Origin of the sequence: Pseudoalteromonas sp. Z1A8 (assembly GCF_011378855.1) — a bacterium.
Classification (GTDB): domain Bacteria; phylum Pseudomonadota; class Gammaproteobacteria; order Enterobacterales; family Alteromonadaceae; genus Pseudoalteromonas.
In genome coordinates, this window is the sequence record NZ_WTLB01000022.1 from 1 (window position 1) to 15902 (window position 15902).

The window sequence follows — 15902 nt, forward strand, 5'->3', positions numbered from 1 at the left end:
TTCCTTTGGCGAGAAAATGGCCGAATTATAACAGCTGGCCATCTAATCTGAGAAATTGCACTTATTATCCGAATTTAGGTATATATATATTTTAATAATTAGATTTTTGGATACCCAATTCTATCTGACAAATAACCTACGCTTGTTGCAAAGTAATACGAGCGATTCCAGTGCATAAACACTTTGTAGTTATCGTACGCTAAGTACATGCGTCCATTTATGTCATCAGGCATAACCAGTGCAGCACGTACGTCTACATTAGGTAAATCAGAACCATCGGCTTTACGAACACCCAGTGCTTGCCAATCAGCTAATGAGCGCTCAGAATCATTCCAATACTCTAACCACTGCTTACGTGTTTTAGTACCGCGTACTAAAACATATTTACTATCAAAGTTTTCAGGTAGTTGAACTTGGCGGCCCCAAGTAAGCGAATCGTTCCACCCTTCTTGCTTTAAATAATTAGCAATTGAAGCAAAAGCATCTTCTTTTGTGGTCCAAATATCTTTACGGCCATCGTTATTATAATCAACTGCGTAAGCGTTAAACGATGTAGGCATAAATTGTGTTTGCCCCATAGCACCGGCCCAAGACCCTTTAAATTTATCTAAGGTAATGTGACCCGATTTTAAAATATCCAGTGCTGCCCAAAGCTGGCGTTTATATAGCGCTTCTCTGCGTCCATCAAAAGCAAGCGTCACTAAAGATGAAATAACATTATGGCCACCTTGAATAGTACCAAAATTACTTTCAAGTCCCCAAAGTGCCACTATAAAACGAGCTTGTACGCCAAACTCTTTAGCAACTTGTTCAAGCACCTCTTTGTTTTCTGCGTAGAGCTTGCGTGCACGATCAATTTTCCATTGGGGTACACGTTTTGGTAAATACGTTTCAAGCGTTTCTTTTACTTCTGGCTGGTTTTTATCAGCCGACACTACTTTCTCTTTATAGGTTGCTGTTTCAAAAGCATCATCAATAAGCTTCGCTTCGTAACCTTTAGATATCGCTTCTTGCTTTAAATCAGTTAAATATGTTTGAAACTCGGCTTGTGTTTTAGCCATTACAGAGCCGCTTAAGCAAACTCCACATAATAAAACGGTCAGTTTTTTAATCACTATCAACTCCATTTTCTTTTCGTAATTGACTTAGTAAGTTTTCCTCCGGCGGTGGAATTTGTAAGTAGTAGCCTTTATCAGGGTTTGATAATGCTGCTTTTACAGTTTCTAAATCGGCTCCACCTAAATGTTCACGTTTAGCTAAGTTTATGATCATAACGTAATGAGGTTGACCAAACATGACCATTAAAGGTTCCGGAACTTTACTAAAATCATCTCTTTTTTCAACAAATAAGAAGGTATCCGCTTTTTTCTTACTTTTATATACAGCAGTGAGCATTATGACCCTATAAATTCTTGCTTAACAATGCCGCACACTATAACATGAGAGTAATAATAAGTTAGAAAATTTAGATTAGAAATCTCAATAAAGGCCTTATTCAGCCTACGTTTATCTAATATTGATTTTTAATCAGACAATTCAATTGAGCGTGTATGTCGGACCAAATTTTTGAGTTAAAAGGGAATCTTTTTACGTTATCAGTTTTGCATCTTTATAGTACTGATATAGCCCTTCTAGCAGAACAGTTGTATATAAAAATAGCCCAAGCACCTAGGTTTTTTGAAGGTGCCCCTATTGTTGTTAATTTACTTGAAGTTAAAAACAGTTCACTCGATTTTGTACACTTAAAATCGTTGATTGAGCGCATGAGCTTTAATGCAGTTGGTGTGTGTAATGGCTCTGATGAGCAACATGCCCAAGCTAAAGCGGCTGGCTTATCTGTTTTAAATTATTCACAAGACGTTAAGAGCGAACCTGTTAAACAAGAGGCTAATACGTCTATTGTAGAAAAAACAGTGCATTTGCCGGCGCAAATTATTAGCGGTACCGTTCGCTCTGGCCAGCAAGTTTATGCTAAAGACCGCGATTTAATCGTGCTTGGTGCAGTAAGTCACGGCGCTGAAGTTATTGCCGATGGTAATGTACATATATATGGCACATTACGCGGCCGCGCTATTGCAGGCGCAAAAGGTTTTAAAGAAGCACACATTTTTTGCCAAAAACTTGAAGCCGAACTAGTTTCAATAGATGGTAACTACTGGATCAGTGATTCGCTACAAGGTGAACATTGGGGAAATGCAGTGCAAATACAACAAAAAGACGAATCATTAGAAATTTCAGCTTTGGTTAAAGGATAAATCTCATGGCAAAAGTAATTGTCGTTACCTCTGGTAAAGGCGGTGTTGGCAAAACAACATCAAGTGCTGCAATTGGCACAGGCTTAGCGTTAAAAGGCTATAAAACAGTTATTATCGACTTTGATATTGGTTTACGTAACTTAGATTTAATTATGGGTTGTGAACGCCGTGTTGTTTATGACTTTGTAAACGTAATAAATGGTGAGGCAAAACTTAACCAGGCGCTAATTAAAGATAAACGTGTAGATAAATTATTTTTACTACCCGCTTCACAAACTCGTGATAAAGATGCATTAACCCGTGAAGGTGTTGAGCGCGTACTAAACGAATTAAAAGAAGACTTTGATTACATAGTATGTGATTCACCAGCAGGTATTGAAGCTGGCGCTATGATGGCAATGTACTTTGCTGACGAAGCAATTGTGACAACAAACCCAGAAGTGTCGTCAGTTCGAGATTCTGATCGTATTTTAGGTATTCTACACAGCAAATCAAAACGAGCTGAAGAAGGCCTAGAAAACATTAAAGAACACTTACTATTAACACGCTATAATCCTAGTCGTGTTGAAAAAGGTGAAATGCTATCGGTAGAAGACGTACAAGATATTCTATCAATTCCACTGCTAGGTGTGATCCCTGAATCGCAAGCGGTGTTAAGTGCTTCAAACTCAGGCCAACCTGTTATATTAGATACAGAATCTGATGCAGGCCAAGCTTACTCTGACGCAATTAATCGCCTACTAGGTGAAACTGTCGATTTTCGCTTCTTAGACGTTGAGAAAAAAGGCTTATTTAAACGGATTTTTGGAGGTTAACGTGTCTTTACTTGACTACTTCCGCTCAGAAAAGAAAAACAGTGCGTCATTAGCAAAAGAGCGATTGCAGATCATTGTCGCGCACGAGCGTTCTCAACGAGGAACGCCGGATTACTTACCACAATTAAAACAAGATATTTTAGATGTGATCCGTAAATACGTGAACGTAAGTAGCGATGCAGTTCAGGTTCAGTTCGATCAGAACGAAGACGATTTAGCCGTACTTGAGCTAAACGTTACACTACCTGATGAAGAAAAGAAGTAATCGAAGAAAGGGCGCTTTATTAGCGCCCTCTTTATTTGTGTTTACTTTTTAATAATTACTATGAATATCTACGCTCAACTAAAACTTTTTAACCATGTAATATGAATCAAAAGACCCTTATCACACAGTTAAAGGTATATATTTAGCGTTAAGTATCCCACTCTTTTAAAGCATCTTTAACGTAGGTATATCGCCAAGAGCTCAGTAAGTCAGGCTTTATATGACTCTGTTTTTGATCAGGCGTTAACTTCCAATTCCAACTAATCAATTGATTGATTTGCTTTTTAGAGGCCATAACGTCTTCTGGTATATTGTGCTCTTTAGCTACTTTAGTGATTTTTTGTTTTATATCTTTCGCTACTTTTTTATAGGTAGGAAAATCAATTAAGCGCTTAAGCACATCTGGATGCTCAGCATCTGGGACTTCTTTAGCAGCTTCAATACACTTTATTATATCTACACCAGAGCGATTAACTTCAATAGCCTCAACACCTGGAATTTGCCTAAGAGCGTTTAAACTTGAAGGGCCGCGCTTAGCAATTTCAGTCATGTTATGTTCTTTTAACACGAAATTAAGTGCCAAATTTTTCTTAATGGCTTTGTTTCTTCGCCATACAGCAAGCTCTTTTAACACCGCTAATTCGTGCGGTTTAAGTTGCCATGCATTTTTAATATCTTTATATAAAAGCTCGTCTGGGGTCTGAAATGCACGTTTTTTAGCAATCAGCTCACTCTCGTTTATTACAATATCAAAAAAGCCAGCGACATTAATGCGATCGATAATCAGCTCAAAACATGGTAATAAATGAAATGTATCAGCGGCAGCGTAATCTAGTTGTTTTTTAGTTAACGGGCGTTGTAGCCAGTTAGTACGTGACTCACTTTTATCTATTTCAATACCTTGCAGCTCTTTTACCATAAGGGCAAAACCCATACAGTTGCCTTCACCAAGTAATTGTAATGCAAATTGTGTATCAAATAACGGGGCTGGAACAAAGCCTGCGTACTTTTGAAAAACTTCAATATCTTCTGAAGGAGAATGCAGTACTTTTAAAACTGCGGGATCTTTAAGTATTTCCCAAAAATCAAATAGTGAAAGCTCAGCTAATGGATCTATAAGTGCTAAGTGTTCACCATCAAAAACTTGGATAAGTGCTACTTCAGGATACAAAGTACGACGACGCATAAACTCAGTATCGATAGCTAAAATAGGTTTGTTTTTTATTTGTTCAACAAAAGTGTTCAGTTGATTTTGGGTTTCGATCAATTGGTATTGCACTTAATCTCCTACAATAAAAAAGCCGACATATGTCGGCTTTTTTATAGGTTGCTAATCTTTCAAGGCTCTTCGGAGTATCTTACCTACGTTAGTTTTAGGTAACTCATCCCTAAACTCTACCAGTTTGGGGACCTTGTAATTAGTTAAATTTTCACGACAGTGACTTATTATATCTTTTTCAGTTAAAGAAGGGTCTTTTTTCACAACAAAAACTTTAACTTGTTCACCACTTACATCATGAGGAATACCAATAGCGGCTACTTCTAGTACACCTTCGTGCATAGCCACTACTTCTTCAATCTCATTAGGAAAAACATTAAAGCCAGATACAATGATCATGTCTTTTTTACGATCTACAATAAAGAAGAAACCTTCATCATCATAAGTCGCAATATCACCTGTAGCAAACCAGCCGTCTTTTAAACATTCAGCGGTTGCATCTGGTCGTTTGTAATAACCAACCATTACTTGCGGGCCTTTAACCCAAAGCTCACCTGGCTCGCCTTTTGCGGCTTCTTCACCATTATCAAGCATTAACTTAATATCGGTATTAGGCGCAGGTAAACCAATAGAGCCATTGTATGCTTTTAAATCAAAAGGACTAATAGTAACTAAAGGAGCACATTCAGTAAGTCCGTAGCCTTCCATTAGTTTTGAACCAGTCACTTTTTGCCATTTTTCGGCAACAGGACGTTGAACCGCCATACCACCGCCTAACGACATTTTTAAGTGGCTAAAATCTAGATCAGCAAAACCTGGAGTATTTAATAAACCATTAAATAGTGTGTTTACGCCAGTAATAGCGGTGAAGTTATGTTGGCCAAGCTCTTTAACAAACCCAGGCATATCACGTGGATTAGTAATAAGTACGTTTAAGCCACCGTATTTCATAAACGTTAAGCAATTAGCTGTTAAAGCAAAGATATGATAAAGCGGTAAAGCAGTAATAACGACTTCTGTACCACGATTTAACACTTTATCTAAACAACCTGAAACTTGCTCAAGGTTACCGACCATATTACCGTGGCTAAGCATTGCACCTTTAGATACACCTGTTGTGCCACCGGTGTACTGTAAAAAAGCAAGATCAGACAAGCTCATTTCAGGACGCGTGTATTTAGCTTCATCCGCAGCTAAAACGTCTGAAAAGTTAATTGTGTTCGGTAAGTTGAATTTTGGCACCATTTTTTTAATGTGCTTCACAACAAAGTTAACTATATGCTTTTTAAGCCCGCCAACCATATCGCCTACTTGCGTTACTACAATGTGTTTAACATCGGTATGAGCAAGTGACTTTTCGAGCGTGTCAGCAAAGTTTGCTAGAATGAAAATAGCGGTAGTGTCGGAATCTTTTAACTGATGCTCTAATTCGCGCACAGTATAAAGTGGGTTAACATTTACAACCACACAACCTGCACGCAAAACACCTAAAATTGTGACTGGTGTTTGTAGTAAGTTCGGCATCATTACGGCAACTTTGTCACCTTTTTTAAGACCCAAATCATTTTGAATATAGGAAGCAACTTTTTTGGTTGCGGTGTCAATTTCGTCATACGATAACGTTTTACCCATATTAGTAAATGCAGGTAGATCTTTGTAATCAGAAAAACTTTTTTCGAACACTTCGAGTAACGAGTTGTAATGCTCAGGATCGATTGTTTCAGGCATACCCTCTGGGTAGCGCTTAAGCCAGATTTTTTCCACTCTTAGCCTCTGTTTATAATTATATTTTTATTAACCTTAATCTAAGTAAGGCGCTTTAACAATTGAGCAAATACTCTAATGCAGGAATAATCCCACATTTTACGTAAACTTACAATTAACATGCACCATTTTGCAGCATAAAGTCTTGAATATGCTCAAAACATAACTCACTACTTTGCATATGGCAATGATGCCCACCCTCTACTTCAATTACCTTCAAGTTATTGTAATAACTAATATACTTTGCCAAATTTTGTTTTACAAACGAATAACCTTCGTTACCTAAAATTAATTGACATGGTGCAGCTAAATCTTTTATTGCACCAATACATTGCGCTTCATCAAACCTAAAACCTGAGTGATTTTTAAGCTTTGGATCTGTTGTTAACGTAAAACCATCTGAAGTCTGTTTTATATTTCGCTGCATTAAGAGCGTAATAAGCTCACTATTTAAATCGGTTGTTTGAGCACGTGCTTCATAAATAAGTTCTTTCGATTTATAAATTCTCGACTTTTTATTTTTTAAACGCGCTCTATTTAATACCGCACTTTTTAGCTGTTCGCATACACCTTCACTTGGCGTTGTAACACAACCAATACCCTCTATAAAGGTAACAGACTTAACATAATCGCCAAAACAACTAGCCAAAAGTCCTGCAACCATAGCCCCCATTGAATGACCCACTAAATGTACTTTTTTAACACCAAGCGCATTTATAAGTTGGTACACATCATCAATATAATCAATAAAATAATAGTGTGCGTCATCACTTCGCCAACTCGATAAACCGTGCCCAACAAAGTCAATGCAGTACCAAGTGTGCTTTGGGTTAACGTTGTTTAACATTGGCATAAAGCTATGGCAGTTGTCTAACCACCCATGTAGCGCTATTACTATTTCGTTCCCTGAACCTACTTTTAAGCCATGAATATTTAAATTATTGGTTTCAATATTAAACGGCTGCATGGTAAGTCCTTTATTAATTTAGAGCATCATTATTTATAGCATACAAGTTGTCAGACCACTAACTTAGGAAATGGTGCGAAATTCACGATTTAATTATCGTCTTGGTATCAAATATAGCACTGAGAAGAAAAACAAACTCAATATTTTCAATGGCTTAGAAATAGTTTGATAAGCAAAGGTTTTTTAACATATTAATATTGAGTACCTTTTAAACAAATAAAAGGTGAGAGCACCATATATAGATAGCTTATAACTAGTATAATTTAAATAAATAGAACTAACAGCGTTAACTACAATTCTATGTATATAAAATCAAAGTATAAATTATAAATATCTCAGATATTCATTTATTTATCATCCTATCTGTATACAATATCAGCGGCTATTAAATAAGGTACACTCATAAGGTACAACCATGAAAAAACAGATCAGCTTATTGGCACTTTTATGCACCGCTTCTGGTGCTTACGCAGAATCAGCACCTAAAAATGTAATTTATATGATTGGTGACGGTATGGGTCCGGCTTACACCACGGCTTATCGCTATTTTAAAGATGACCCTGCAACAAAAGAAGTCGAAGGCACGGTTTTTGACACTATTTTAAAAGGCATGGCGCATACCTACCCTGACGACCATACTTATGTAACAGACAGCGCAGCGGGTGCTACAGCGCTTAGTAGCGGTCATAAAAGTTATAATGGCGCGGTTGCTGTAGATACAGATAAAAAGCCAGTTAAAACCATGCTCGAAATAGCAAAAGAGCGCGGTATGACCACAGCGCTTGTTGTAACGTCACAAATAAACCATGCAACACCAGCGAGTTTTACAGCTCACAATGAATCTCGTTACAACTACGATGATATTGCCAACGATTATATTGATAATAAGATTGCTGGTAAATTACCCGTTGATTTAATGCTTGGTGGCGGTACTAAATATTTTATTCGAGATGACCGTAATTTAGTTGAAGAATTTAAAGCAGCAGGTTACCAATATGGCGACGATATTAATAATCTGGGCCAAATTACACAAATACCTGCCATAGGTTTGTATGCAAGCAAAGGCCTGCCATTTGCACTTGATATAAACCCAACTCGCCTGACTCAGTTAACATCTAAAGCACTTGGTTTACTAGATAACCAAAACGAAGAAGGCTTTTTTGTAATGATTGAGGGCAGCCAAATTGATTGGTGTGGTCACTCTAACGATATAGCCTGTGCGATGGCTGAAATGGACGACTTTGCTAAATCAATCGAAAAAGCAAAAGCATACGTTGATAAAAACAAAGACACGATACTTGTTGTTACAGCCGATCACTCAACGGGCGGCCTAACTATTGGTTCGCACGGCCAATTTAAATGGGAAACAGACGTAATTAAAGGTGTTAAGGCAACGGCTAGTAAGTTAACAGACAAACTTATGGAGTCTAAAGACTTAAAACCAGTATGGACTGCTAACACCAATATTGAATTTACAACTGAAAACCAAATCAAACTTGAGCAAGCTAAAAAAATGGGCGAAAAAGCGCTTAATTTAGCTGTTAAAAGTATTATTAGTGATGCTAGCTTTACTGGCTGGACAACCGGCGGACACACCGCTGTAGACGTTCAAGTATTTGCTTATGGCAAAGGCAGTGATCAATTTATTGGTTCACAAAATAATACTGATATTGCAGATAAGCTAATCGGCTTTATTGAACAGTAATCTTTGCTTCGTTTTGAACACAAAAAGCCCGAACGCATGTCCGGGCTTTTTATTAAATTTTATAGCTGTATTTATCTAAAACGTTTGAATGAGCTTTAAGCGTATATATCAACGCCTATTAAATTTTGTACTTCTGCCCTGCGTTCTAAATTAGCAAATTCAGTATAAGTAGAAATCGCTTTGCTTACTTGAGCAGTCGGTTGGTCGTAAATTGTTTGGCTGTATTCATTGCTTTTAGCACTGCTTTTAAACAGTTGATTAGCCAGTTCGACGCCCTCAACACTGCTTTTTACATAATCGGTATTCGTTTTTTGAGCAGCCGGCTGGTCTAATAAACTCTGTGGTTTATTAGTAACAACTTTGGTAGAGCTAACCCTACCCGGAATATCTCCGGTAAAAAAACCTGAACCAATAGGCAGCGTCATTACGCGTCTCCAACCTTAATAATGCATAAAATTATGATTTAAAAACAACCAATTTGCAAATAATACTTGAATTCAAGATATAATTACTCACGACCTGGTAGCTTTTTCCACGTTACCGTATCGCGCACATATTTAGGTTGAGCGTCACTCGCTTTTACAACATCACCCGCTAAAAACGCGGCTTCAACATGCGCTAACATATAACGCGCATCAGGCAATGTAATATCAGTATTAATTGTCACGTTTTCAAAGTCATTAAGCGCATCAGGATAGGTTTTAAAGCCCGTACCCACCGCTACAGATGGCTCAGTAGTCGCTATATAATCATTGTTTAGTAAATCAGGTTTTATAACGCATTCTTGGTTAACTAAAAGCATTAGATTATTTTGCGCTTGGTAATGTGCAAAGTATATCTCACCCATACGCGCATCTATACTTGGGTAAACACTCAGGCTGCCGTTTTGTTCAAACGCTTGTTGCGCCATAATAGCCAAAGTAGATACACCTACAAGCGGCAAGTTAGTTGAATACGCTAAACCTTGCGCTATCGCTACACTAATACGTACACCAGTAAAACTGCCAGGGCCTTGCCCAAAACCAATGACATCTAAGTCTTTTAATTTACAGTTTGCTTTAGTTAATAGCTCATCCACAAGTGGAAGTATTTTTTGGCTATGTTGCTGCGGACATTCTTCAAAATGATGAAATGTTTGGCCCTGAAAATGTAAAACAATTGAAAGTGCTTCTGTTGAAGCATCAAGGGCAAGAATATTACTTTTGATCATTTTATTACTCTAATTAATTTGTTTTAAAAATGTATTGGCATCTTCTAAGCTTCGCGTGCGGCGCATCGGCGGTAAGCTTTTTAAAAATACTTGGCCATATTGGCGTGTAACTAAGCGATTATCGCATATTACAAGTACGCCTTTGTCTTTACTATCTCGAATTAAACGCCCTACACCTTGTTTTAGCGCAATAACAGCCTGCGGTAATTGTATGTGTGAAAAAGGGTCTTTACCCTGCATTTGGCAATCTTGCATTTTAGCTTGTAGTAATGGATCGTCAGGAGCTGCAAATGGCAATTTGTCTATAATAACACAGCTTAACGTACTGCCGCGTACATCAACGCCTTCCCAAAAAGAAGCCGTACCGAGTAATACCGCATTTCCATGGCGCGTAAATTTCTCTAAAATAATACGCTTAGACATTTGCCCCTGCATATAAACTGGGTAGTCTATTTGTGTGGTGAGCCCTTCGGCAACTAAGTGCATCATTCGATAGCTCGTAAATAGGACAAAACAACGCCCTTGCGCTGACTTTATAAGCTCAAGTGTGAGTTTTACAATCGCATGCGGCATATTATCAGCGTGCGATTCGGGTAAGTAACGCGGTAAACACAGCAGCGCCTGATTAGGGTAATCAAATGGGCTATCTACCATCATGCTTTGCTTTGGTTTTAAACCAAGGCTTGCATTAAAGTGCTCGAGTTTGTTGTCGACCGAAAGTGTTGCTGATGTAAATACAAAGCCTGCGCCCGTGTCTTGCATCATTTGAGCAAACTTAGCTGACACATTTAATGGCGTTATATTGATTGTTAAATAACGGCGCGTTGTTTCATACCAGTAACTAAAACCAGTTTGAGCAGTATCAAAAACCCGTTCTAACTGCCCTTTAAACGCAAGTGCACGCTCAAACGGGTGCTCTATTTTATCGCTTCTATCTAGACAAAGTTTAAGAACTTGATAAACAAAATCTAAATCACTAATGACACGATGAAGTGCCGCACATATTTGTTTATCGCTGAGCTTTTCTCGCCAATCCCCCCTACTGCCATCAACACCAAACTGTAATCGTAAATCAGCAACGCTTGTTTCAAGCTTATTTAAGCTTTTACCTAGCTGCAGCATATCGGGAATTTCGGCTCGATAAATAGCACGTAAATCATTAATTAAATCCACCAGCTTTTTAGTGCTAATACTCTCACCAAAATAATCACTGGCAATTTCACTTAACTGGTGGGCTTCATCAAATATATACGCATCGGCTTTTGGCATAAGCTCAGCAAAGCCACTTTCTTTTACGGCCATGTCGGCAAAAAACAAATGGTGGTTAATAACAACCACATCAGCATCTGCTGCTGTTAAACGTGCTTTGCGTATATAGCAGCTTTGAAAATCTGGGCATTCTTTGCCTAAGCAGTTATCGGCTGTTGAATTTACATAAGGCAGCACTTTGGCATCATCTTCTATACCAATACAATCGGCTAAATCGCCCGATTGCGTTTCACTGGCAAACTTAGCCACCATGGCTAGTTGGTGCATTACATCAGAGTCGTCAGTAGGTACATGCGCAACATGCTGGTTTAGTCGATACGTACATAAGTAATTAGCACGCCCTTTTAATAAGGCTGTTTTTTTAGAAGCACTAACCGCTTTAACTAGTTGCGGTAAATCGCGGTGGTATAACTGTTCTTGTAAGGCTTTAGAGCCAGTCGATATTATCGTTCGGCCTTTTGATTTGAGTGCAGGCGCTAAATAGGCAAATGTTTTACCAGTACCCGTGCCTGCTTCAACAACTAATTGCGAACTGTTTTTTAATGCATCAGCAACGGCTACAGCCATATCAATTTGTGGTTGACGAGGCGTATATCCATCTAACGATAACGCCAAAGGTCCGGTTGCACTAAACAGCTGTTTGATAATACCAATCACTTTAAAATAAATAATAGCGGGATTTTACGTAAGCAAAGCATTTAGGGCAAGTAATTACAAAACGCACTTTTATTTTATGGGTTAACGCGCGTTTTATTATCCGAGCTTAGGGAGTGATTCATTATTCGATTTTACAATACACTCTGTATTTATAACGTACATTTAATTTATTGATGACAATATTTACAAAGCCTAATTTGTTATTAACTCTTACTAAAAATAATCCTTATTAAAAGCGATATAAAGGTATAAATACTGTGACTCTCAAATATTACAGGAGTACCATACGCGGGTTTATAATCCTCCTTTTTGTGTGTCGTTTAAAAAATAGTTAAGGTTAATCAATGAATGCTTGGTACCTCATTTGTTTTCTCTCTGCAATTGCAATATTTATAGCCTTTGCAAACCAGTACATCCTCAAAATGCAAACTACTATTGCCATTACAACGGGCTCTGTGGTTATTTCTTTATTGCTGATCATTGCAGTTAAATTATTAGGCGATCAAAATGCATTAGCAATGACCCAAATTGTTTCCAGTATTAACTTTAACGAGTTATTACTTAAAGGCATGTTAGGGTTTTTACTCTACGCGGGTGCGCTCGAAATAAACCTACTTGCCCTGCGTAAGCAGCGATGGGAAATTACTGCTCTGGTATTATTTTCAACCATTGCTTCCACATTTATAGTGGGCTATTTAAGCTTTTATTTATTCCCCGTTTTTGGTTTTGACGTCCCTTTTATTTATTGTTTATTGTTTGGCGCGCTTATTAGTCCAACCGACCCTATTGCTGTACTGGCTATTATTAAACAAATGCGAGCACCAGAAGGTATTTCAGTTCAAGTAGAAGGTGAGTCGCTATTTAACGATGGTATTGGTTTAGTTATATTTACCACTATATTCTCAGTTGCTTTTTATGGTACCGATGCACAATTTGGCGACATAGCAGAGCTATTCTTTGTTGATGCTATAGGGGGTATTGCATTTGGTTTAATCATTGCATTAGTTGGGCACTTTTTAATTATTAATAGCCGCGATGTAAACATTCGCTTATTAATTACCTTAACGATTCCTACCGCAGGTTTTGCTGCTGCAAATATTTGGGAAATATCTGGCGCACTTGCTATGGTAACGAGCGGCATATTAATGGGTAATATCACCCGCACTAAAGCAACTGAGCGCACAGGCCCTGAAGATACACGCTACGTAAAAGACTTTTGGCATGCAACCGACAGCTTTTTAAATGCCCTACTGTTTTTAATAATAGGTATGTTGATAGTTACTATGCCAATCACTATTGGCGAAATAGGTTTAGGCTTATTAATGGTACCTGCGGTATTACTTGCACGCTTTATAAGTGTAGGCGCACCATTTGTAATTTTTAAACGCTTTAGAACTTACGACAAACACAGTGTTAAAATTTTAACCTGGGGTGGACTACGTGGTGGCCTTGCTCTGGCAATGGCGGCAGCTATACCACGCGAGCAAGTTTTTGTAGGCGACTCTGACTTACATAACTTAATTGTTATTGTTACTTACGTTGTGGTTATATTTTCTATTATTGTACAAGGCTTAACTATTTCGCCGCTTATTCAAAGCAGCATTAAGTCAGCTGAGCAAGCCAAGTAATAAATACTTTGTCCGCAACACATTCAGTAACCAAGTTATTATAAAAATCACTTGGTTACTGTTACTCTCGTGTTACAAAAACACTTTAAAGTTATATAAATTGTTATCCTTTTTATTTATCTGCTTTGTTTAAATTAATCTGCTTGAAATGCAAATGAAAACAATTATAATTTTGGCTTTTCCTCTGCAGGGCTTTTCAATGTCCATAAATAATTCTCACATGTTTATTAACTTTGTGTCTGTAAGCAAGCGTCAGCTTAATTTCATTTTTGCACTTTTGATCATGATGACGGCAAGCTTTAGCGTTTCTGCCTCACCCGATCAACAAATAAAAATAAAGCAAATTGCACAGCTTGCAGAGTACGTAGGTGTTGATTACGTAGCAGCTGTTGGGAATGGTGAAATACTCGACCCCGACGAATATCAAGAAATGACTGAATTTGCACATGTCATTATTGAGCAAGCTGGACAGCTATCAAGCCAAACAAATGAGTTCGACACAGTAAAGGTACAAGCTAAAGCCTTGCATTCAGCGATTGCCAATAAAGCAAGCGTTGCCGATGTACGCGCAGCAAGCTCTGCGCTTCGTGAATCACTTCTTGTCTTTATGCCGCAGCTATCGTTACCTACGTCACTACTACCTGTTGAGCAAACCAAAGCGCTTTTTGCTGCTAACTGTTCAATGTGTCACGGCCCAAGTGGTCAAGGCGACGGCCCGCTTGCAAAAAACTTATCACCAGAGCCTACCAACTTTACCGATGAAGAACGCGCAACTAACCGCTCATTAATGGGTTTGTTTGACGCTGTAAGTAACGGTATTAACGACACGCCAATGGTTGCCTTTACACAATTTAACGAACAACAACGTTGGTCTTTAGCTTTTTATGTAGGTAGCTTGGCATTTAAAGACGTTAAAAAACCGCAAAATGTAGAGCAAAATGTTACCGCTTCGCAAATTGTAAACCTAAACCCTGCACAATTATCAGCGGGTCAAAGTGAAGCGCAAGCACACTACGTTAAATGGTTACGTGGTAATCCAGAGCAATTATTTGCAGGTAAAAAAAATCCGATAACGGTTACTCGAACGCAGTTACTTGCAGCGCAAGCAGCGCATGCTAAAGGTAATTACTCTCAAGCGAGTGACTTAGCAATTAGCGCATACTTAGATGGCTTTGAACTTGTTGAAAATAACTTAAATGCTTACGACGAAGCTTTGCGTAAAAACATCGAAGTACAACTGATGAACCTGCGTCAAACCTTCAAAAACGAGAAAGATACTGCCATCGTTGGCGAAAAAGTAAGTGCGGCGCTAGCTCAACTCGCGAAAGCAGATAGCATGCTAAACGAAACCAAACTAACTGATGGTGCACTCCTCTCAGCAAGTTTAGTTATATTGCTACGCGAAGGCTTAGAAGCACTCCTCGTTATTATTGCCCTTATGACCGTACTTATTAAAACTAAACGTCAAGATGCGCTTAAATATGTACATGTTGGCTGGATAACCGCACTTATTGCAGGTGGCTTAACATGGGCTGCTGCGCAAACATTAATAGAAATAAGTGGTGCAAGTCGCGAAGTTATGGAAGGTGCTGGTGCATTGTTTGCCGCTGTTATTTTACTGTATGTTGGCGTATGGATGCACAGTAAAACAAGTGCGCAACAATGGCAAAAATACATAAAAGACAATATAGATAAGCGTCTTGAGTCGGGTACATTATGGGGGTTAGCAGGGCTTTCTTTTATTGCCGTATACCGTGAAGTATTTGAAACCGTACTATTTTACCAGTCATTATTAACACAAAGCTCGCCGGCTCAATATTCATCTATTGCATCGGGCTTTGCCATCGGTGTAGCAATACTGGCTATTATTACGTGGGTATTAATTAAATACTCAATTAAATTACCGGTTGCTAAGTTTTTTGCAATTACCACTTACCTATTATTTGCACTCTCATTTGTGCTTATGGGCAAAGCCGTTATTGCACTACAAGAGGCCGATATAATAGGTATTGCGTCACTACCAATGAGCTTTGATATTGCATGGCTTGGTATAAAATCGACATGGCAAGGTATTGCGGCTCAAGTTTGTGTATTCGCTATATTTAGCTTTTATATATTCAAAAGTAAAAGCCAGAAGTAATTAGTTCA

General features: G+C 38.3%; 14 protein-coding genes. 6 read left to right on the forward strand and 8 right to left on the reverse strand.

The window, feature by feature from the left end:
• Nucleotides 1–98 precede the first annotated feature (98 nt).
• Both GQR55_RS10280 and GQR55_RS10285 read right to left on the reverse strand, forming a co-directional pair.
• Complete coding sequence (locus GQR55_RS10280) at nucleotides 99–1115, reverse strand: lytic murein transglycosylase (protein ID WP_166420520.1); 1017 nt, start codon at nucleotides 1113–1115, stop codon at nucleotides 99–101.
• Nucleotides 1108–1395: a YcgL domain-containing protein gene (locus GQR55_RS10285; RefSeq protein WP_165727980.1), complete on the reverse strand. Its 288-nt coding sequence runs from the start codon at nucleotides 1393–1395 to the stop codon at nucleotides 1108–1110. Before GQR55_RS10285 ends, GQR55_RS10280 begins: the two co-directional genes overlap by 8 nt.
• A 155-nt stretch (nucleotides 1396–1550) precedes the next feature.
• On the opposite strand from GQR55_RS10285, the gene minC reads away from it, so the two are divergent.
• The 3 genes from minC to minE are packed head-to-tail and all read left to right on the forward strand — an operon-like array spanning nucleotide 1551 to nucleotide 3335.
• On the forward strand, nucleotides 1551–2255 hold the full coding sequence (gene minC / locus GQR55_RS10290; RefSeq protein ID WP_165727981.1) for a septum site-determining protein MinC: 705 nt from the start codon (nucleotides 1551–1553) through the stop codon (nucleotides 2253–2255).
• Between the two features lie 5 nt (nucleotides 2256–2260).
• Entirely contained in the window at nucleotides 2261–3070 is an 810-nt protein-coding gene (gene minD / locus GQR55_RS10295; RefSeq protein WP_165727982.1) for a septum site-determining protein MinD, read from the forward strand.
• A 1-nt stretch (nucleotide 3071) separates the two neighbouring features.
• The gene (gene minE / locus GQR55_RS10300; RefSeq protein ID WP_007377619.1) at nucleotides 3072–3335 is read left to right on the forward strand and encodes a cell division topological specificity factor MinE; all 264 of its coding nucleotides are present in this window, start codon (nucleotides 3072–3074) and stop codon (nucleotides 3333–3335) included.
• 148 nt (nucleotides 3336–3483) lie between these two features.
• Here minE and rnd read toward each other — a convergent pair whose 3' ends face one another.
• The 3 genes from rnd to GQR55_RS10315 all read right to left on the reverse strand — a co-directional run bounded on the left by rnd (nucleotide 3484) and on the right by GQR55_RS10315 (nucleotide 7285).
• A complete protein-coding gene (rnd, locus tag GQR55_RS10305) occupies nucleotides 3484–4614 on the reverse strand; it encodes a ribonuclease D (protein ID WP_166420521.1) in 1131 nt (376 codons plus the stop codon).
• A 51-nt stretch (nucleotides 4615–4665) separates the two neighbouring features.
• Complete coding sequence (gene fadD, locus GQR55_RS10310; protein ID WP_165727984.1) at nucleotides 4666–6318, reverse strand: long-chain-fatty-acid--CoA ligase FadD; 1653 nt, start codon at nucleotides 6316–6318, stop codon at nucleotides 4666–4668.
• 115 nt (nucleotides 6319–6433) lie between these two features.
• Nucleotides 6434–7285 (reverse strand): alpha/beta hydrolase, encoded by an 852-nt coding sequence (locus GQR55_RS10315; protein ID WP_166420522.1) that lies wholly within the window; start codon nucleotides 7283–7285, stop codon nucleotides 6434–6436.
• A gap of 415 nt (nucleotides 7286–7700) precedes the next feature.
• Between GQR55_RS10315 and GQR55_RS10320 the strand changes: the two genes are divergently transcribed.
• The gene (locus tag GQR55_RS10320) at nucleotides 7701–8990 is read left to right on the forward strand and encodes an alkaline phosphatase (RefSeq protein WP_166420523.1); all 1290 of its coding nucleotides are present in this window, start codon (nucleotides 7701–7703) and stop codon (nucleotides 8988–8990) included.
• A 95-nt stretch (nucleotides 8991–9085) separates the two neighbouring features.
• On the opposite strand, the gene GQR55_RS10325 is transcribed toward GQR55_RS10320, so the two are convergent.
• The 3 genes from GQR55_RS10325 to GQR55_RS10335 all read right to left on the reverse strand — a co-directional run bounded on the left by GQR55_RS10325 (nucleotide 9086) and on the right by GQR55_RS10335 (nucleotide 12126).
• Nucleotides 9086–9415 (reverse strand): hypothetical protein, encoded by a 330-nt coding sequence (locus GQR55_RS10325; RefSeq protein WP_138490076.1) that lies wholly within the window; start codon nucleotides 9413–9415, stop codon nucleotides 9086–9088.
• Between the two features lie 83 nt (nucleotides 9416–9498).
• Nucleotides 9499–10200: a tRNA (adenosine(37)-N6)-threonylcarbamoyltransferase complex dimerization subunit type 1 TsaB gene (tsaB, locus tag GQR55_RS10330; RefSeq protein WP_166420524.1), complete on the reverse strand. Its 702-nt coding sequence runs from the start codon at nucleotides 10198–10200 to the stop codon at nucleotides 9499–9501.
• 9 nt (nucleotides 10201–10209) lie between these two features.
• Nucleotides 10210–12126, reverse strand: a complete 1917-nt coding sequence (locus GQR55_RS10335; RefSeq protein WP_166420525.1) for an ATP-dependent DNA helicase — start codon at nucleotides 12124–12126, stop codon at nucleotides 10210–10212.
• A 344-nt stretch (nucleotides 12127–12470) separates the two neighbouring features.
• Between GQR55_RS10335 and GQR55_RS10340 the strand changes: the two genes are divergently transcribed.
• The gene (locus tag GQR55_RS10340; protein WP_166420526.1) at nucleotides 12471–13754 is read left to right on the forward strand and encodes a sodium:proton antiporter; all 1284 of its coding nucleotides are present in this window, start codon (nucleotides 12471–12473) and stop codon (nucleotides 13752–13754) included.
• 283 nt (nucleotides 13755–14037) lie between these two features.
• Nucleotides 14038–15894: a cytochrome c/FTR1 family iron permease gene (locus tag GQR55_RS10345; RefSeq protein ID WP_166420563.1), complete on the forward strand. Its 1857-nt coding sequence runs from the start codon at nucleotides 14038–14040 to the stop codon at nucleotides 15892–15894.
• Nucleotides 15895–15902 lie beyond the last annotated feature (8 nt).